Source organism: Thalassotalea nanhaiensis (assembly GCF_031583575.1).
Classification (GTDB): Bacteria; Pseudomonadota; Gammaproteobacteria; order Enterobacterales; family Alteromonadaceae; genus Thalassotalea_A; species Thalassotalea_A nanhaiensis.
Genome location: NZ_CP134146.1, coordinates 2,060,661 through 2,081,496, shown reverse-complemented (window position 1 = coordinate 2,081,496; position 20,836 = coordinate 2,060,661). Strand labels below are relative to the sequence as shown.

Sequence of the window (20,836 nt, the reverse complement as noted above, 5' to 3'; positions counted from 1 at the left end):
GGTATTAAATTCCTTATTGAACAAAGTTTTTCAGGTCTTATGTATTTTTAGTCCAGCTAAATTCCATTTGCTTTGCAGTTTGCTCTGCCAATTCATGTGAATGTAATTTACTGACCAAGTGTAGGCTCATATCTATACCAGCAGAGATACCGCCAGACGTAACAATGTCGCCGTTATCTACCCAGCGCACTCCTTCTTTTACATCTAAGCAAGGAAACTGCTCTCGTAAATCTTTTATGTCTTGCCAATGAGTTGTAACCTGCATATTACTGAGCACTGCCGCTTTGGCTAACAGAAACGCTCCTGTACACACTGATGCGGTTAAACACGATGAGGCAGATTGCTGCTTTATCCATTGAATCACATTAGGTTTTTCCATTTCAGCGTCGTGCACACCACCAACTATGATTAATACATCGATATTGGGGTGATCATCAAAAGAATAGTTTGACTGCAGCGTATAACCTGCTCTTGCTTGAATTTGCTTTGATTGTTCAGAAACAAGAAACGTATTAAAAGGAACCACATCACCCGCAATTCTTGCTGCAGTGGTAAATACTTCAAATGGCCCAGAGAAATCTAAAACTTCGGCATTATCATAAATATAAATAGCGACATTGATCATAAGTAAGATGGGTTGACTAAAATACTGTTTATCTAAATTACGTTGTAATTTATAGCAAGTCCATTAATTAATTCTTACGCATTCTTGATTTTCCTAAACCAGGTTATTGAAAACAAAAAAGCCGGCTAATAAGCCGGCTTTTTATTCAAACAGTTTCAATGCTTATTTGTTTTGCTCAGCAAGGTATAACCAAGTATCTAATACTGAGTCAGGGTTAAGTGACACACTATCAATACCTTGTTCTACTAACCATGCAGCAAAGTCTTTATGATCAGAAGGACCTTGACCACAAATACCTACATATTTACCACGTGCTTTACAGGCTTTAATCGCCATTGAAAGTAATGCTTTAATCGCAGGGTTACGCTCATCAAATAAGTGAGCAATTAAACCAGAGTCACGGTCTAAACCAAGAGTTAACTGAGTTAAATCGTTTGAACCAATTGAGAAGCCATCGAAATGATCAAGGAACTGGTCGGCTAATAAAGCGTTTGATGGTAATTCACACATCATAATCACTTTTAAACCATTTTCGCCACGAACTAAATCATTCTCAGCTAAAATTTCAATAACTTGCTCAGCTTCTTCTAACGTACGTACGAATGGGATCATGATCTCAACATTTGTTAAGCCCATGTCATTACGTACACGTTTAATTGCGTCACATTCCATTGCAAAACATTCACGGAAGTCTTCAGAGATGTAACGAGAAGCACCGCGGTAACCAATCATTGGGTTTTCTTCTTCTGGCTCGTAAATGTCGCCACCAACCAAGTTAGCGTATTCGTTTGATTTGAAATCAGACATACGAACAATAACGCGTTCTGGATTAAACGCCGCGGCTAATGTTGAAATACCTTCAGTCAGTTTAGTTACGTAAAACTCACGTGGAGACTCGTAACCAGCGATAATGTCAGTGATCTCTGCTTGCAAGTCAGCTGATTCATTATCAAAGTTTAAAAGTGCTTTCGGGTGTACGCCGATCATTTTATTAATAACAAATTCAACGCGCGCTAAGCCAATACCAGCATGTGGTAAACGTGCAAAAGAGAACGCTCTATCTGGGTTACCAACATTCATCATTACTTTTAATGGAATATCAGGCATGTTATCTATTTCAGAAGTTGTAACTGAGTACTCTAACTGGCCTTCATAAATGAAACCTGTATCACCTTCAGCACATGATACAGTTACTTCTGAACCATCTTTGATAAGCGCTGTAGCATTACCACAACCAACAACCGCTGGAATACCCATTTCACGAGCGATGATTGCAGCATGACACGTACGGCCACCACGATTAGTCACAATAGCGGATGCGCGTTTCATGATTGGTTCCCAATCTGGGTCAGTCATATCAGTAACTAAAACGTCACCAACCTGTACTTTATCCATCTCATCAATTGAATCAAGAACGACTACTTTACCTTTACCAATTTTTTGGCCAATAGCACGACCTTCACAAACAACTTTTGATTTGTCTTGCAATTGGAATTGCTCTAAAACATTTGCGCTTTCACGGCTACGAACAGTTTCAGGGCGAGCTTGTACAATGTACAGTTTACCGTCTAAGCCATCTTTGGCCCATTCAATATCCATTGGACGGCCGTAATGCTGTTCAATAATTACTGCTTGTTTAGCTAATTCTTCAACTTCGCTATCGTTAATAGAGAATGTATTCGATTGTGCTTCTTCAATATCAACGATATCAACTTGCTTACCATGTTCTTGAGTATCAGCATAAATCATTTTTATTGCTTTTGAACCGATATTACGACGAACAACAGCAGGCTTATTGTTTGCTAATGTTGGTTTATGAACGTAAAACTCATCAGGGTTCACAGCGCCTTGAACAACCATTTCACCTAAACCGAAGCTTGAAGTGATAAATACTACATCTTCGAAACCTGATTCAGTATCAATAGTAAACATAACACCACTTGATGCAATGTCTGAACGAACCATACGTTGAATACCAGCAGATAATGCAACACCACGGTGGTCATAACCAGAATGTACGCGGTATGAAATAGCACGGTCATTGAATAATGAGGCAAATACGTGCTTGATAGCGACCATCACGGCGTCTAAACCACGTACGTTTAGGAATGTCTCTTGTTGACCCGCAAAAGATGCATCTGGCATGTCTTCAGCTGTAGCTGAAGAACGAACTGCAAAAGAAGCTTCAGCAGAAAACTCACCCGCTAATTGAGCGTAAGCTTGTTCAATGTCTTTTTGCATTTCAGGTAGAAAAGGAGTGTCGATAATCCATTGGCGAATTTTTGCGCCTGAATCAGTTAATGCTTGAATGTCATCAACATCCAGATTATCTAATTCAGCATAAATTTTGTCGTTAACGCCAGATTGCTCTAGAAATTCGTTAAATGCAAAGGCAGTCGTTGCGAAACCACCCGGTACTTGAACCCCAACGTTTGAAAGGTTACTTATCATTTCACCAAGGGATGCATTTTTACCGCCAACGCGTTCTACATCACCCATACCTAGATCTTGATACCAAAGTACATTCTCTTGCACGTGTTTCTCCTAACAAGAATAATCAAATTGTAATAAACGGGTTATCAGCATAATAACCTGCAAAAATCGTCGACATTCTACACTGCAAAAGGCTAAACTAAAACCAATTTAGTAAGTTTTTATTTTAGGTTACAAAATGCGCGCAGCTTTTTACATATCCGACGGTACAGCAATAACTTCCGAGGTTTTTGGACATGCTTTATTGTCACTTTTTCCGCTTGAATTTGAGCACATCACCATTCCTTTTGTTGAAACTATAGAAAAAGCTGAGGAAGTAAAGAAACAAATTAATCTAACTTATAAAAGGACAGGTGAAAAACCATTTGTTTTTCATACCTTTGTTAAAGCTGAAACGCGGGAAGTTATAGACAGTTGTGATGGTATTATTTATAACTTTTTAGAGCACTTCATTAGCCCAATGGAAAAACAACTTGGTATTGAAGCAAAGCCTAAAGCACATCGCACACACTCTATTCATGAAAACAGTTATGACTTTAGAATTGATGCGGTTAACTTTGCTTTAGCCAATGATGATGGCAGTAAAGTTACTGACTATGAACATGCCGATGTTATTTTGGTTGGTGTTTCACGTTCAGGTAAAACCCCTACTTCATTATATTTAGCACTGCAATATGGCGTTAAAGCGGCTAATTACCCTTTCACTGACGATGATATGGACGAACTTTCTTTACCACCATTTTTGAAAAAGCATAAAGGTAAAATTTTCGGGTTAACCATAAAACCTGATCGCTTACATGAAATTCGTGATGAACGAATGGCAAACTCTAAATATTCTTCAGCAAGGCAATGTCGAATGGAAATTAGAGAAGTTGAAAAGTTATACAAAAGAGAAAAAATTCCTTTTTTAAACACCACGAAACTTTCTGTAGAAGAAATATCAGCAAAAATATTATCGGAAACTGGCTTACAACGATATAAATACTAAAATATCTTGTTAAAGATCATAAAATTATAAGAAAACGGTTCCCTTAAGAGCCGTTTTTACCTATATTAGCGCCAGATTTTGCTTTATAAAAAAGACTTTACATGACTATTAGAACCGATGAGTTTCGCACATCACTGATTGACCACTTAGTATCACCTGCTCAACTTGCTCGCGATATCCCGTTATCAGATAAAAATGCCCAACACATAATTGATTCTAGAAACATTATTGAAAATATTATTAGCGGTAAAGATAAACGATTATTAGTCGTTATTGGTCCGTGTTCAATTCATGACCCAAAAGCCGCGTTAGATTACGCTGAAAAACTTAAAGTATTGCATGATCATTACATCGATGATTTATACATTGTTATGCGTGTCTATTTTGAAAAACCTCGAACCACTGTTGGTTGGAAAGGACTAATAAGTGATCCTGATTTAGACAAATCATTCAACGTTGAAAAAGGCCTACACTTAGCACGTAATTTATTAATGCAAATTAATGATATGGGCTTACCAACAGCCACTGAATTTTTAGACATGGTTACTGGTCAATATATTTCCGACCTTATCAGTTGGGGCGCTATCGGTGCTCGCACAACTGAATCGCAAGTTCACCGTGAATTAGCGTCAGCCCTGTCATGCCCAGTTGGCTTTAAAAATGGTACAGACGGTAATGTAAAAATAGCCATTGATGCGATTCAAGCGTCAAGCGTACCGCACGTGTTATATTCGCCGGATAAAACCGGACAAATGTGTATCTATCGCACTTCAGGTAATCCATTTGCTCATATCATTTTACGTGGTGGTAAAGTACCTAACTACTCATTGGAGCATGTTAACAGTGCATGTTCAAAGCTTAACGATGCAAAGCTTACTCCGAGCATTATGGTTGATTGTAGTCACAGTAATAGTGAAAAGGATCATCGTAAACAAGTGAACGTTGCGAAAGATTTAGCTACGCAAATACAAGGTGGTTCAACTGGTGTATTTGGTGTAATGATTGAAAGTTTTTTAGTGGAAGGCAATCAAAAAGTCATTGCAGAACAAGAGCTTGTGTATGGCCAAAGCATTACCGATGCGTGCGTTAACTTAGAGCAAAGCGAAGATATTCTAAATATATTACAAACAGCCATAAAAAGTACAAAATAAGCAACGAAACATACCAATAAATAAGGCTCCCATTGGAGCCTTATTTTTTAAGTCCTGAAACGTTACATTCATCGGGTACTTCGAAAGTAAAGTTATATACCTCACTTATGCGAAACAACCCAGAGTAATCATTAGCAAAACCAGCCAATTCTTCATCTAACAGCATGCCTCTAAATTCAATGTACATCGGCTGATAGGGTGTTGTTTGCATTTTCTTATAATAACGTTGCATAGCTTGGCCTGCAAAATCGTAGCTAACCCAATAAGCGTTTTCTTGATCACAGGGCTTAAAACTTCGAACTTCTGGTCCCCAGGTATAAACACCTCGATGAACTTGTTCTGCCTGTGCCCCTGAATCCGAAGAACAAGCAGGTATTGAACAAACAACCATAGAATACAATAGTGCTTTATATATATTCATAAATGGTTCATTTCTTTCAATAAACCATCACTAGCATCCTCAATGAGATCCAGCACTAACTCAAAGCCACCACTACCACCATAATAAGGATCTGGCACTTCTGTTTCTGAAAAGCTTTCACCATACTCTAAAAAGAGCTTTATTTTATGGTGATGCTCGGTTGGCGATAATTCGATTAAATTAGAAAAATTTTCATTATCCATAGCAAGCACTACTGAATAGTTATCAAAATCTTCAACTACTACCTTACGAGCAAACAAACCACTAAAGTCATAACCACGAGCCTCGCCCGCTTTTTGTGAGCGGGCATCAGGTTTATGGCCTACGTGATAGCCAATGGTACCGGCCGAGTCAATCTCAACATCAACGCCCTGCTCTTTTGCTTTATGGCGAAACACAGCCTCTGCCGATGGCGAACGACATATGTTGCCCATACAGACAAACAGTACTGACTTAATATTATTTAACTTTTTATTATCAACCAACTGGCATTTCCTCGGATCAGAACCACACTAAATAATAGGCTAAATTGAATTAACTTAACAATGTATGTTCTCAAAAAATTAGATGTAATATTTCACCTATTATGAGCAAATATGAAAAATTTTATATACGGATTACCTAAAGTTGAACTTCACCTTCATATCGAAGGTACATTAGAACCTGAACTTATGTTTGAATTAGCCAAACGTAATAAGGTAGAAATTCCTTATAACTCCCCACAAGAAGTACATGAAGCTTATCAATTTAACAATCTACAATCGTTTCTCGACATTTATTATCAAGGGGCCAATGTATTAATCACAGAGCAGGACTTTTTTGATTTAACCTGGGCTTATTTATTACGTTGTAAAGAAGATAACGTTATTCATACTGAAATTTTCTTTGATCCTCAAACCCATACCGCTCGAAATATCAGTTTCGATACCGTAGTAAATGGCATTTATCGTGCACTTGAGCAAGCCGCTGCAGAATTAAACATCTCAAGCCGATTGATCATGTGTTTTTTACGACATTTAAGTGAAGAGTCAGCGTTTGAAACACTAGGCCAGGCGATGAATCATAAAGATAAGATTATTGCTGTAGGGTTAGACTCTTCCGAGCTTGGTCACCCGCCCAGTAAATTTACTAATGTATTTCAAGCTGCTTTACAGGCAGGATTATTAACTGTTGCACATGCTGGCGAAGAAGGTCCTGCACAAAATATTCATGATTCACTAGAACTTTTAGGGATAACCCGTATTGATCATGGCGTGCGTTGTATTGATGATGAGGCACTTATGAATCAACTTATTGCGAATAAAACGCCTTTAACCGTTTGTCCATTATCTAATACCAAATTGAAAGTGTTTGATAAAATGGAACAACATAATGTAGTCGAACTGCTACGAAGAGGCCTATGCGTCACTCTTAATTCTGATGATCCGGCATATTTCGGAGGGTATATGAATGCAAACTTTATTGCAGTTGCAAATGCTCACCCAATGAGCAAAAAAGAACTCATACAACTTACATTTAATGCGATTCAAGCAAGTTTTATATCTGAACGAGAAAAGAAACGATTGACCGAAATAACTAAGGCTTATCTACATCAATAAATATGATACAAGCGAATGTAACCAAAGCGTAACCCAAACGTAACAAGTGCAGTTTTTCAGGTGCAAACTGCATTTGTAAATGGTAAAAAATAAAAAAGATAAAGTATTTGGTTGTTAAGAATGAAAAATGTGTTGATAAAATACATCGCAAGTTTAACTTGCCTTTTGCTGATGCTTTTTATTAAACCTGGCTTCACATCCAGTTTTTCTCACTTACAGCGATTTAGTGTTGTAGACGGTCTTAGCCAACAAAACATTACATCTTTAGTAAAAGGTAATCAGGGAAATATTTGGATAGGTACAGACGATGGCTTAAACATATATGATGGTTATACTTTTCATCAACTGCCAGGACCGAAAGCTAAATTTTCTGATTATCGTATTGCCAAGTTGTACCAACAAAACAATGATGAGATGTGGATTAGTTTGTTTGAAGGAGGATTATATAAATACACTCCTCACGAACAAAGCTACCAACTCATCTACGAACCTTCAAATCCGACTAATTCTAACGATACAATCATTGATATTCAGCAAGACCACAATGGCAATATGTGGTTTGCAAGTTCGCATTCGCTGTTTAAGTTTTCGTTAAAAGAACAGCGTTTAATTGAACAAGTAAACATAAGTCATTTATTTGATCTAGAACACCGTATCTTTGATATTAATATACATCAAGGAACAGTATATATAGCGACTAAAATAGGTCTTTTTGTTTACCAAACGAATGTTCAAAAGATCAACAAACTACCGCTCCCCGAAGTAAGCAAAGCTCATTCTGTAAATGAATTATTTACCACCGAAATATTAAACCAACTCCTTTATATTGGTACTGATAATGGTGTGCTTTCGTTACCACTTGCTGCAATCGATAACTATTTGGAACAGACCACGGATAAATTAGATTATCAGTTAGAGATAGCCGACCTTAATGTTTGGCATTTGTTAACCCAAGACAATCAGCTCTATGTCAGCAGCCATAACGGCTTATACCAATACAGTGTTAACAAGCAACAACTTAAAAAATTAACAGCCTTTAGTGATGTTTATCCACAAATCAAAAATAACAGGATTAGTTCCCTGATTATTGGTGATGATAATATTTGGCTAGGTTCAAAATATTCTGGATTATTCAAGTGGCCTTTAAGACAGCAAAACTTTACCAGTATCATCGCTGATAAAAGCAGACTAAATAGCCTTTCAAGCAATAATATATGGGCGTTAGAACAAGACCCTAATAAAGATAACTTATTATGGACAGGTACCGAAAATGGACTCAATGTTATCAATATGGATACATTAGAAGTTTCTCCCTATCTAGTAAATAACAATAAACAAGAAACAATTAATCAAAGTTATATTTACGATATGGACTTTGATACTCAAGGGCAATTATGGCTTCACACTACCGATGGTTTGACTATATTCGATTCTGGTACTAGAACTCAGCAACCGTTAAATGCTAAACAGCAAAAACTTGGTGAGTTAATGAGGCGCAATATATACAAAAACACTTTTTATCAAGACACATTTTGGTTCATTAAAGAAAACATTCTTTATAGTGCCAACACTATAAACGGTGAAATTAATGAATACCCCGAAATAAATGCGCAACTTCCCTTAGAAAGTATCAACCGTTTAATTGGTTTTTTACCAAAAACTGATACGTTAATGTTAGGTAGCAATGATACTTTATGGACATTTAATACCTCAACCAAACGCGTAACAAAACTTTTTGTAAATCCACTAACACAGGATAATAAACAAGCACTAATAGACAGCTTTCACATTAAAGATAATACCTTATGGCTAAGTTACTATAGTGCAGGGTTAATCGCTATTTCGCTGGATAATATGGCGATTACATATAATAGTTTTGAAGAGAGTAACTCGGTAAAACATAGTTATGGCATTATGTTTGATAGTAATAACGATGCTTGGTTTGCCAGTCACCAAGGCATACATAAACTAAATATTGCCGATCAAATGTTACACAGTTACAACAAGAATGATGGCCTTGTTAGTGATGAATTTAATTCTAACGCTCACACTAGATTAAAAAATGGAAACTTTGCTTATGGTTCAGCAAATGGTGTTTCTATTGTTAATCCTTCGAAGTTTAAATTAGCAACACAAAGACGAAACTTAAAAATCAACCTATCTAATGTTGAAATTATGTCGACTCCCAAGCCGTTTGTATTACTAAACAACCACGATGATTTAACATTTAACCACGATGATATTGGTATAAAATTAAGTTTTTCTCACTCTCAAGCACATGCAAGTCAGTCTTTTTCCTTTGAATACAAATTTGCTGATAGCGATAAAGATTTCATCTCTATGGAAGGTAATAGCATTTCTTTCTCAAGCCTGCCAAGTGGAAACAACCATATAATTGTGCGTTTAGTTAATGCCTTTCAACACAAGACGTTAGCAACATTTAATTTACCTATTAAGGTTTCATACTCTCCTTGGTTATCGCCAATTAGCCTCAGCATATATGCGTTGATAATAATTTTTATTTCAATAACCTATTACCGTCACAGACTGGGGTTACACCAACAGTTACTCGCGGCGCATCAACAAGTAAAGCAACGCGAGAATCGTTTACAAATAGCCTTAAAAAACACCAAAAGCGGCGTATGGGAATGGCAACTTAATAATAATCGAATGATTGGTAGCAGGTACCATGACGAACTTGCTCTTCATCATTTAGATAAAGCCATAAGCTTTGACGAACATTTATCTTTAATACATGAACAAGACCAACACAAATATAAAAAGCATTGGCAAAGTTACCTGCATATTAACCAACATGAAGATTTTAGTTTCATTTATCGACTTAAAAACCAATCAGGTCAATATGAATGGTATAGGGATACAGGTAAAGCGGTAGAGTTTAACAAGGTTGGCTTGGCCACTAAGGTGGTAGGAACCTACAGCAATATCACCAGTTCTCGCTACGGTGAAGAGTTAAATGAGATTTACATTGAAGCAATAGAAAACACCAACGATTGGGTGGTCATTATTAATGCTAAAAATCAGACCGCGGTGGCAAATGAATCATTACGCAAAGCCTATGATTTAGCTGATGAAGCATTTGATTTTACGCCTGAAACATTTGGTTTAGATGCTAGAAAATCTGACTATTACAGAACGTTATTTGCGGAACTAGAACCAGGTTCTAATTATCAAGTTGAAGAAAGACTGTTTCTAAAAGATGGCAGACCAATAGATGTGTCATTTAAAATATCCACACATACGAATAAATACAGTAAGGATCTTTATTTTGTCTGCATTGCTTCAGATATTACGGAACAAAAACGTAACGCCAGACAATTAGAAAAACTAGCAAACTATGACAACTTAACGGGGTTGGTAAACCGAAAGTTTTACTTAGAAAAGATCACCGCAACTATTGAAGAAGCAGAGAACAACGATTTGAGCTTCGCGATTTTATTCATCGACCTTGATAAATTTAAATTAGTGAATGATTCATTTGGTCACGATGTAGGTGATCAACTGTTAATTACTGTCAGTCAACGAATTCAATCGGTTATCAGCAATGAAGATACATTGGCAAGGATCGGTGGCGATGAGTTTGTGCTGTTGGTTAAGAAGGCTCCTGATGTTGCGACAATCGAACAGGTCATTACTGATGTTATTGACGCAATCGAAATGCCTATCAATATCAACACTTACAAATTAAGAGTAGGCGCCAGCATCGGTGTTGCTATGTATCCGACCTTACAATGTGATGCAAAAGAGTTATTAGCAAATGCAGATGCTGCAATGTATTTCGCCAAAAAAGACGATAAGTTTAAATTTAAAATTTACAACGAAGATATGAACTTATTGACCACAAAGCAGTTTGTTTTAGAGGCTGATATTAAAAATGCGATTGCAAACAATGAATTCTTCAACCTATACCAACCTATAGTTCATGGTAACAACCGTGAAATTTGTGGTTGTGAATTGTTACTTAGATGGTGTAACGATAAAGGAAACATTATCGTTCCTGACGAATTTATCCCCGATGCAGAAAAGCTTGGCCTAATAAAGCCAATGACAGTGGCTGCTATGGAACGAGGAGCTAAAGATCTAGCTCATTGGAGAAAAGTGAATAATGACTTGTATTTAACTATTAATATTTCAGCAAATCATTTCACTGATGAGACTTTTATTCCGCAATTGTTACGCATTTTAGCCAACCATAATTTGCCCTGTTCAGCTATCAAGTTAGAGGTTACTGAAACAGCTCTAATTAATGAGCCAGAAAAGGCAATAGCCGCAATGACGCGTATTAATGAATTAGGAATTGATATTGCTTTGGATGACTTTGGCACTGGTTTTTCATCATTAAACTATTTGCGAAACTTGCCTATAAAAATCATTAAGATAGACCGTGCATTTATCAATGGCATGGATAAAAATGATACCGATGAAATTATCGTTGAAACAACCTTATTTTTAGCTGAAAAATTCGGTCTTCATTGTATTGCAGAAGGTGTAGAGACATTCGAGCAAGAACAAGCGTTATTAAATAAAGGCTGTACTCAAATGCAAGGCTTTTTATTTAGCAAACCTATCAGCAATGATGCCTTTGCCTCACTGCTAAAAATGTCTTCTAAAGCTCATGAATTAACTTACGAATATTAATATCTTCATATTCTAATTAACCATGTTTGAGCTTCTCCATATTTGGAGTCGCTCAAATAAATAACAGCCTTATTCTTTCATTGATAATTCTTCAATTGGTAGTTTATTGCCTTCCATTGTCCCTCTTACCAATTTACTTTTTTCAATTAAAAGAATTTCTCCATACTTACCATTTTTAATACTGCTATCAATAGCGATAACACGACCATCATATCGGCTTTTTATATTAGTTTGAGAAGTATGCCCAACAACAATATGGTTTATTTTATAAAACCTTAATAAATTGTCGATTTCATCACTGGTTGCTAAAGGCTCTCTAAAATAGCCCCTGTACCAAATTGGTCCATTAGTTTTATGTAAATAATCGCCTAATTCAGATCGTCTAATTGGCAACAATGGTTTGGTAATATTATTACTGAATACCTGATTAAGCTTTTTCAGGGGTAGTTCTTTTTTAACCAAATTGGGATGAAAGCCCCCATGAGCAAACAATATGTTGTTTATTTTTACTAGAACATTTTTTGAACGTAACCACTGCCCTAATATCGTATTGTCACCATATAAACTGCTGTACGATTGTTTTAATATTTTCTCTACTTTAAAATATTTGGGATGCAAATAACGTAAGTCATCATTAAGGACCATGGTTTCATGGTTTCCGAGTAACAAATGCACCCTTCCCCCTTGCTTTATAGCCTGTTTCTCTAAATTAAAAAGAAACCATAATATTTCTGTTACTTTATCGCCACGGTCAAATACATCACCGGTTATCACTAAGTGACCTTTATCAAAGTCCCAGTTTCCATTTTCATCTATTACACCGTTATTCGTTAAAATTGTGGCCATTAATTCATATTGGCCATGAAAATCACTGATAGCAGCAATTGAGTGCGCAGTTTTATATTCAACAGCAGTTTTAGCACTGTGATAAAAACGACTAAAACTTAACGCTTTGTTGCCAGAACAATCTTCAGTTATAACAATGTTATCTTTGTCACTAACATTTTGAATCACTTTGCTGTTATGACAAACATTAATAATTTTATCTATTTTGTGTTTATCGTTTAGAAATATGTAAGGACCATCACTAATAACATTGACAGTTTGAGTGTTAGCTTGTGCATCATTGCTAATTTGAAATGTTGTAACAAGCACAAACAACAGTAAATAAGAGGAGAATAATTTCATTAAAATCTCGAGTAAATAAAAAAGAAAAAAGCTCTATATCCATATAGAGCTAAAGTAACACGTTCTTTAAATGGTTAATTCCTTTTAACCTTCTAGGAGGTTAAGCCTATGAGTGAAATTAAAATTTAACTTCGGTTCCCAAGTATACGAAACGACCAACGCCACCTTCGTATTTGCTGTCGTAGTTACCTATACCTCGTTCATAGTTGTCACCGGTACGTGGAATAAACGGTCCTTTATTATCAAACACGTTGTTTGCACCACCAAATAATCGGATTTCAGTTTTGTTGAAATCAAAGGCATAAGAAACACTCACGTTATGCTTGATGAAAGAACCGTAATACAAATACTTTGGCGTTTCAGGGTTTTCGATACAGTCTTCATTACCCGCAGCACAATTTGCATCATTTTCAGCGAATAACTCTTTATAATCGTCAACACGATCATGAGCATCTACTACAGGACCTTTGTACTTAGTGCTCCAACGTACACGCCATCCATCTTTATACCAAGTTAATGACGCTGACGCTCTGTCTTCGAAAATGCCGGTATCTAGTTGACCATTGTTATCTAACTCAACTAAACCATCATTACCTTCAAATGATTCACTGTGCTCAATTACGTGGGTCATATCACCTTTGAACGCCAATCGTCCGTAATCATTTAAATCAAGTGAGTATTGAATTGCAATATCGTAACCACTGGTTTTAAGTTCACCAACGTTTATTTGACGTTGTAACATCTCAATTATCTGACCTTCATCATCACGAGTTATGTCAGCACAAAATGGGTTTGAATCACCAAAACCAATTGAAGAGTCGTAACATTCTGCCAGTAATTCCTCATTACCAATTTCCGAAATAGCGTCTTCCACTGTAATGTTGTAATAATCGATGGCGATATTAAAGTTATCGATAAAACTTGGGCTCATGGTTATACCAAGCGTATAGGTATCAGCCGTTTCTTCTTTCAGGTTTTCATTACCTGCACCAGGACCATAACCATTATTGTCATCTTCAAAGATAAAATCAGGATCAGCGGCAATCTGAGCAGCAATGCCAGGTTCTAAACGACAGTTATCGTGACCAGCTTCTGTTGAAGTTGCTGATGTACCATCACAAATATCTGTATAAGTATCATAGTCACCGCGTGGTGGTGATAATAACTCAGTGATATTAGGCGCACGTTGTGCACGGGCAAAGTTACCACGGATCATATAACCTTCAACAGGTTGCCAAGTTAAACCAAGTTTGTAACTCGACATTAGATCAATACCTTCATGCGAGTAATCAGCGACACGAACAGATGTTTCTGCATCAAGCGACTTAGCAAAAGTTTTATTTTTCAATAATGGGAATGCAAATTCAGCAAACGCTTCATATACATCTACATCACCAGTAAAACTAGGGACCAAGTTGAAAGTAATACCACCATATTGGTGACCTTCGTCTGTACTTACTGTTTGTTTATCTTTACGGTACTCGGCACCAAACACAGCGGCAACAGGCCCAGCAGGCATGTCGAATAAATCACCGGCGATAAAACCTAAAATGTTTGTTTGTTCAATTTCAGTATCAATTGTAGGAGTCGCTCGGATCCAGTCAGCCATATCAGGCGTAATTGAGCCTTCACCAAAAATATTTAAAGGCACACAACCAGCTGCTCTTGCATCTTCATCCGCACACTGGATAGTAACGCCATCATCAGCATATTCTGAATCTAGGGCTTGTGACACTCTTACAGTATTTAATTCATTTAAACGTCTTTGATTTTGCTCAAATTTACCGTAACCTACAGATAAATCCCAATCCCAGTCGCCATCAAACATAGTGCCTTGCAGGCCAGCCCAAGTTCTTACCGTTTCACGTTCATTGTCAGTAGTTACATTACCTACTTCGTAAAAACGGCGATCCCAACTAATACTGCTACCAGCGTTATCAGCAATAATAGCTGGAGCAAATGGATTATCTGTAGATATATAACCTGGGCGTACTCTTCCTAGTTCGCCGGTTTCAGGGTCAATAATTGGTACATAAGCACCTTCATATTCATCTTCTGGAGACTTAACATTTACTGATTCATTGTTAGAGTACTGAACCTGAAATGAACCTGTAATGTCATCAGTTAATTCATAATCAACTTTCACAGCTGTAGCTAAGCGATCATTTGGTGTTTTAATTTTATCCCATTGATAAGGGTTAATACCGTCTCGTTCTTCAGTCCAGCCGGTTTGTAGGCCGTCCGCGGTATAAAAGAAACCACCGTCAGCAAATGAACTCCTTTCTTCAAATACGCCACCTTTAGTACCATCACTACGTTCACGCCAATCAGCTTTAGTGATATCACGCATACATTGATCACCGTCAACAGTGTTCATTTCGTTACAAAGTTCGCTAGTGTTATAATCGTAACTTGATTCAACCGCTGAACGGTCTCTGTCAGATACATCAATACCAAATTGGCGATCCCAGGTTGAACTGACAAACATATAACCACGGCCATCAGCAAACTCAGTACCGTAATCAGCATCTATTGTGAACTCTCTACCACCACCTTCTGGTGTTTCACCGCCACGTACTTGAAATTCAAAACCTTCTTTGTTTTGCTGTGTAATAATGTTCACTACACCAGCAATAGCATCAGAACCGTATGCTGCAGAAGCGCCACCGGTTATCACTTCAACTTTTTCAACCATACCAGTAGGTATGGTACTTAAACTAACGTAGTTACCACTGTAGCTATTAGATACAACACGACGACCATCAATAAGCGTTAGTGTTCTATCTGTACCTAAATTACGTAAGTTAACCGTTGAAAGGCCCGTGGCACTTACAGATGACTGGGTATTCATATTACTAGAACTTTCAGAAATAGCCGGCACTTCATCAACTAATACTTCTGAAAGTGAGCCTAAACCTGTATCTAATATCGCTTCTTTGCTTACTGTTACAAGTGGTGTTGCTACGCTGAAACTGTCACGGCGTAAACGAGAACCGGTAACGGTAATTTTTTCAACGTCATCGTCTTGAGTTAAAGCATCTTTATTCTCAGTTGTTTTACTCTCTTGAACGACACGATTAATGCTTTGTTCTTCTTCAGCAATTGCTTGTGGTGCTAGTAAGGTTGTACCACCAATAATTGCCGACTGAATTGCCAGTGTGATTAAATTCTTTTTCATCACTGCTCCCTTATGTATGTTTTAATTTCTATTTATTTTTTATTTTAAGCCTCCGTACTTAAGAGGCAGCCACAACAATGTAAATATGATGTTGCGATTAAGTTTTTAAGGAATGACCAAGGTTCACTCAACCTATTGAGTGTCGTTTCTATATCTATTTAACATCTATTCTTTAATAAACAATCACTTACAGTGTTTATAAAAATAAATCCAAGATCAGACTTCATTAAAAAAGGTGGAAAAAAAAGTTGAGTTATTAAAAAAAGAAAATTAGAATTTAAAGGCGTGTGTTACCGCCCTGTAACAATTATTCAAATAACAAGAAAGTTGGCGATGTTTCAAAAACATACTTATTCCCTATCTTCTATCAAAGTACAGCCAAGTGATTTTTGTCTTTATTTTTCTTGTGGAAAAAAAATTCAATTACAACCTAAACTGATCGAGGTATTAGGGTATTTAGCCAACCAGTATCCAAGAGTTGTACCAAGAGAAGAAATTATTGCAGCCGTTTGGGGTGAAAATAGTTTTGTCGGTGAAAAAGCGTTAACCAACGCAATTTGGAATTTACGACAAAAACTAACACTAGAAGATCAGCAAGAAGTTATTGAAACCATCCGAAAAAGTGGTTATCGATTATTAGTTGCGCCGCAGTTACTAAACAGCACAAATGAGCTAAGCAATAATGCCAGCTGTCAAGCTGAGATTTCCAATCCAACAATTAAAAATAAGAATAATGCCTACTGGCTTAGAGCATCATTGTACGGTTTAGCTTCTTTTTTAATGGTTTATATAATTTGGCAACAACTAACCATTGATACCTCAATTAATGCTCCTATGTTTGAACAAATAACCACAGAGCCTGGCAATGAACTCTTTACGTCTCCGTCTCCTGATGGCCGTTATATTGTTTATCAATGGCATGATCCACAGGGTATTTCAAATTTGTATATGCGGGATAGAACTCAGCCGCAGTTAAAAGCAACCCAGCTTACTTATGATAGTGCCGAACAAGGATTTTCAGTGTGGAGTTTAAACGGAGAATATCTATATTTTGCCAAAAAAGATAAAATTAATAAGCGCTGTGATCTTATACAAATGCAAGTAAAAACCAATGAAGAAACCATTATTGGTCAATGCCATAATAGAGGTGGTTACTATTACATTGATATTTCAGCTGATGGTAAAACACTCGCCTATCATGGTAAAAATGCCAGTGACAGTCATTCAGGAATATATTTCTTAGATTTAACGTCTCCAGAGTTAAACACACACAGGTTTTCTTGTAACTTGAACTGTAACTACCGCGATCGGGATATGTCTTTTTCGCCTGATGGCAGATATATTGCTGTTTCCCGAAGGTACAGTACGTTTGAAGAAAACATATACTTAATAAATTTAGTCACTAAGGAAGAAAAGCAACTTACTTTTTCTGAAGAAGACATTGTTGGTTTAACCTGGCATCCAAACGGCAAGCACATAGTGTTTGCTACTCAGCGAGCTGATATTCGCCAAGGTTATATGGTTGAACCAGAATCAGGAATTATCACTAATTTAAATGTTGAAGGTTTTAGCTATCCTAAATATTCGAGTCAATCTGCAGAGTTATTTTTTCAACACAGATTAGAGCATTATCAGGTATCCAGTTTATCAGTAAAGTCCGATATAACGGCCAGCCCTTTTCCCGTATTACAATCTAAATTTAACCATTTATCTGCCGATTATTCAGTAAGCCAAGATAAAATTACTTATGTTTCTAATGAATCAGGCTTTTATGAGCTCTGGTCTGCTAATTCTGATGGCTCACACCGTCAACAGCTAACTTTTATCGAAGATACGGTAAAATACCCTAAATGGTCAAATGATGGCTCTAAAATTGCGTTTTTATCCGCAAATCGCTCAGGGAAAGGCGACCAAATCTATATATTAGATTTCAATTCAAAAAAATTGCGTCAGTTATCGACTGAGTTTAAGCGACACAATCGCCCTACTTGGTCATTTGATGATAATTACATAATTTCTGCAGTTTATGCCGAAGAGTATACCGATTTACATCAATTTGACTTGAAATCTGAAACAAGTAAAAGAGTAACGTTTGACGGAGCAAGAACAGGAGTTATCAATAAAGAAAACCAGTTATATTACTCTCGAGTATCGGGCGGCTTATGGCAAACAGACTTAAATTCTGACAAGTTAAGTGTAAAGCAATTGTTAGACAAGGATATTTTCAATACCGTATATAGTTGGGAAATTACCGAGCGAGGTATTTATTTTAATCACCATACGACTAGCACGTCGAAATTAAAGTTTTATGATTTTAGCAATAATCACATCAGCACATTTCTTACTCAGCCTAAAAATGCCGTAGCAAGTTCTACAAACCTAACAATTATTGATGATCTACAGCTTTTATTATTCACCGGCTCTAGCTTTCCTCAAGCCGATATCAAAAAATTACAACATCCTAAACTACGTTAAACGAATTTATCTGTTATTTTTACAGCGGCTAAATAACAAATAAATTTCTTAAAAATTAACAACCTAAAATAAAATATTGGCATAACAGTTAAGATCATATAGCATCAAAATCTGTACGTTATTTAAAATCGATTATAGTTAATTGGAGTTATTCCAGTTAAGTTAACTTTATCAATAACAATGAGAACTAAATGACTATACCTGATCTTCCTAATAATCATGCCTTAGCTATGTTGCTAATTACTATAGTCGCATTATATTTTTTTCGTCGTGATGATATACCGCTACAAACTTCTTCTCTAGCCGTAATAGCAATATTAGCGTTAGTGTTTACTGTGTTTCCATTCGAAGTTAATGGCGTGCACCTAGAGCCATCGTCATTGTTTTATGGGTTTGGTCATGAAGCGCTTGTCACCGTATGTGGGTTAATGATCATTGGCCATGCGTTGGTAAGAACTGGCGCATTAGAGCCTATTGGTCGAAACTTAGCTAAGCTGTGGAAAATAAGCCCGACTCTTTCATTACTTGTCACATTACTTGTGGCAGGAACACTAAGCGCCTTCGTTAACAACACGCCAATTGTGGTGCTATTTTTACCAATATTGATCAGTGTTGCGATCAGAACCAAAACTGACTCTTCCCCTATGCTGCTGCCTATGGGACTTGCAACGCTGGTAGGAGGCATGACAACAACAATAGGCACCTCTACTAACCTGTTAGTTGTTAGTGTTGCTAATGATATGGGCTTTCGTCGCTTTGGTATGTTTGACTTTGCATACCCTGCTTTATTTGCTGCATCCATTGCCATTATTTACTTGTGGTTAATCGCTCCTAGAATAATTCCTAAACGCACGCCATCACTGCCAGATACATCACCAAGAATATTTGGTGGTTATTTAAATATAAGTGAAGACGGCTTATGTGTAGGCAAAACGGTTGCACAAATAAGAAAGCTTACTGACAACCAAATGTCGATTGAATTTATTCAACGTAAACCCGATTTCCGAAATGTTATTCCCCTACCCGATACCATAATTAAAGCGGGTGATCGTTTAAAAATAAAAGACTACCCCGATCGTTTAAAAGAATATGAAACGGTTTTGAGTGCAACTTTGTATACAGAGAAACATAAAGTAGATACTGAGCATCCTTTAGTTGAAGAAAAACAAACTCTGGCTGAAATTGTTGTTATTCAATCTTCTGGTCTTAATGGGCAAACATTAAAACAAGCGAACTTTAAAGAACGCTTTGGTGTTTCTGTATTAGCGCTGCATCGTGGTGGTAAAGCGTTAGATCTAGGTCGCAGAAGCATCAATAAAGTACCAATACAAACTGGCGATGTGTTGTTAGTGCAAGGTGATGATGAGCAAGTAGAAGTATTAAAAGCAGCACGTGGGTTACTTATAATCGATGGCGCGGCTGACCTGCCCCATTCTAAAAAAGCGCCACTTGCCCTAGGGATCCTTGTAGGGGTTATTTTAGTGGCTGCAATTGGCATATTACCTATTGCAGTAAGCTCTCTTTGTGGCGTATTAGCATTATTAGCAACTAAGTGCATTAATTGGGATGATGCTTCTTCTGCATTAAGTAGCCAAGTGATCCTTATTGTCGCGGCGTCACTTGCCTTAGGTGCGGCAATGATGAAAACAGGTGGCGCAGAATACATGGCGCAGATGTTTGTTGCCTTAGCCTTTGATTTACCACCAGCAGGGATATTATCAGCGTTAATGCTATTACTTGCTGTACTCACTAATATTGTTTCCAATAATGCAGCTGCGGTAATTGGTACACCAATTGCTATTTCTGTTGCTAACCAATTAAATGTGCCAGTAGAACCCTTTGTATTAGCGGTATTATTCGGTGCTAATTTAAGCTTTGCCACACCAATGGCTTATAAAACCAATGTGTTAGTAATGAATGCCGGTGGTTATAAATTTTCTGACTTCATGCGCGTAGGTATTCCACTGATTATATTAATGTGGGTTACCCTATCTTTTGTGCTTAGTTGGTTGTATTTATAAAGCCATATTTGAACAGGCGCTATTTTTATTTAAAGCGAA

General features: G+C 37.0%; 12 protein-coding genes. 6 read left to right on the top strand and 6 right to left on the bottom strand.

What is annotated here, in order from left to right:
* Positions 1-37: 37 nt before the first annotated feature.
* The gene (locus tag RI845_RS09085; protein WP_348389419.1) at positions 38-625 is read right to left on the bottom strand and encodes a DJ-1/PfpI family protein; all 588 of its coding nucleotides are present in this window, start codon (positions 623-625) and stop codon (positions 38-40) included.
* Between the two features lie 162 nt (positions 626-787).
* Positions 788-3,160, bottom strand: a complete 2,373-nt coding sequence (gene ppsA / locus RI845_RS09080; RefSeq protein WP_348389418.1) for a phosphoenolpyruvate synthase — start codon at positions 3,158-3,160, stop codon at positions 788-790.
* 136 nt (positions 3,161-3,296) lie between these two features.
* Between ppsA and ppsR the strand changes: the two genes are divergently transcribed.
* Both ppsR and RI845_RS09070 read left to right on the top strand, forming a co-directional pair.
* The gene (ppsR, locus tag RI845_RS09075; protein WP_348389417.1) at positions 3,297-4,106 is read left to right on the top strand and encodes a posphoenolpyruvate synthetase regulatory kinase/phosphorylase PpsR; all 810 of its coding nucleotides are present in this window, start codon (positions 3,297-3,299) and stop codon (positions 4,104-4,106) included.
* 101 nt (positions 4,107-4,207) lie between these two features.
* Positions 4,208-5,257: a 3-deoxy-7-phosphoheptulonate synthase gene (locus tag RI845_RS09070; protein ID WP_348389416.1), complete on the top strand. Its 1,050-nt coding sequence runs from the start codon at positions 4,208-4,210 to the stop codon at positions 5,255-5,257.
* 40 nt (positions 5,258-5,297) lie between these two features.
* Here RI845_RS09070 and RI845_RS09065 read toward each other — a convergent pair whose 3' ends face one another.
* Together RI845_RS09065 and RI845_RS09060 are read right to left on the bottom strand one after the other, a co-directional pair.
* Entirely contained in the window at positions 5,298-5,678 is a 381-nt protein-coding gene (locus tag RI845_RS09065; RefSeq protein ID WP_348389415.1) for a hypothetical protein, read from the bottom strand.
* Positions 5,675-6,163, bottom strand: coding sequence for a low molecular weight protein-tyrosine-phosphatase (locus RI845_RS09060; RefSeq protein WP_348389414.1), 489 nt, complete (start codon positions 6,161-6,163; stop codon positions 5,675-5,677). Before RI845_RS09060 ends, RI845_RS09065 begins: the two co-directional genes overlap by 4 nt.
* A 111-nt stretch (positions 6,164-6,274) precedes the next feature.
* Between RI845_RS09060 and RI845_RS09055 the strand changes: the two genes are divergently transcribed.
* Both RI845_RS09055 and RI845_RS09050 read left to right on the top strand, forming a co-directional pair.
* Positions 6,275-7,276 carry an adenosine deaminase gene (locus tag RI845_RS09055; RefSeq protein ID WP_348389413.1) on the top strand — a complete coding sequence of 334 codons (1,002 nt, stop codon included), beginning with the start codon at positions 6,275-6,277 and terminating at the stop codon, positions 7,274-7,276.
* 171 nt (positions 7,277-7,447) lie between these two features.
* Positions 7,448-11,935, top strand: coding sequence for an EAL domain-containing protein (locus RI845_RS09050; RefSeq protein ID WP_348389412.1), 4,488 nt, complete (start codon positions 7,448-7,450; stop codon positions 11,933-11,935).
* A gap of 69 nt (positions 11,936-12,004) precedes the next feature.
* On the opposite strand, the gene RI845_RS09045 is transcribed toward RI845_RS09050, so the two are convergent.
* Positions 12,005-13,123, bottom strand: a complete 1,119-nt coding sequence (locus tag RI845_RS09045) for a metallophosphoesterase (protein WP_348389411.1) — start codon at positions 13,121-13,123, stop codon at positions 12,005-12,007.
* A 118-nt stretch (positions 13,124-13,241) separates the two neighbouring features.
* Positions 13,242-16,301, bottom strand: a complete 3,060-nt coding sequence (locus RI845_RS09040; RefSeq protein ID WP_348389410.1) for a TonB-dependent receptor plug domain-containing protein — start codon at positions 16,299-16,301, stop codon at positions 13,242-13,244.
* Positions 16,302-16,634: 333 nt separating this feature from the next.
* Here RI845_RS09040 and RI845_RS09035 point away from each other — a divergent pair, with 333 nt between their 5' ends.
* Entirely contained in the window at positions 16,635-18,776 is a 2,142-nt protein-coding gene (locus tag RI845_RS09035; protein WP_348389409.1) for a winged helix-turn-helix domain-containing protein, read from the top strand.
* A 191-nt stretch (positions 18,777-18,967) separates the two neighbouring features.
* On the top strand, positions 18,968-20,797 hold the full coding sequence (locus RI845_RS09030; protein ID WP_348389408.1) for an SLC13 family permease: 1,830 nt from the start codon (positions 18,968-18,970) through the stop codon (positions 20,795-20,797).
* The last annotated feature ends 39 nt before the right edge of the window (positions 20,798-20,836 follow it).

Coding starts and splice junctions, on each gene's coding strand:
- RI845_RS09085 (WP_348389419.1), bottom strand. CDS start 625: ATGATCAATGTCGCTATTTATATTTATGATAATGCCGAAGTTTTAGAT.
- ppsR (WP_348389417.1), top strand. CDS start 3,297: ATGCGCGCAGCTTTTTACATATCCGACGGTACAGCAATAACTTCCGAG.
- RI845_RS09070 (WP_348389416.1), top strand. CDS start 4,208: ATGACTATTAGAACCGATGAGTTTCGCACATCACTGATTGACCACTTA.
- RI845_RS09065 (WP_348389415.1), bottom strand. CDS start 5,678: ATGAATATATATAAAGCACTATTGTATTCTATGGTTGTTTGTTCAATA.
- RI845_RS09055 (WP_348389413.1), top strand. CDS start 6,275: ATGAAAAATTTTATATACGGATTACCTAAAGTTGAACTTCACCTTCAT.
- RI845_RS09050 (WP_348389412.1), top strand. CDS start 7,448: ATGCTTTTTATTAAACCTGGCTTCACATCCAGTTTTTCTCACTTACAG.
- RI845_RS09045 (WP_348389411.1), bottom strand. CDS start 13,123: ATGAAATTATTCTCCTCTTATTTACTGTTGTTTGTGCTTGTTACAACA.
- RI845_RS09040 (WP_348389410.1), bottom strand. CDS start 16,301: ATGAAAAAGAATTTAATCACACTGGCAATTCAGTCGGCAATTATTGGT.
- RI845_RS09035 (WP_348389409.1), top strand. CDS start 16,635: ATGTTTCAAAAACATACTTATTCCCTATCTTCTATCAAAGTACAGCCA.
- RI845_RS09030 (WP_348389408.1), top strand. CDS start 18,968: ATGACTATACCTGATCTTCCTAATAATCATGCCTTAGCTATGTTGCTA.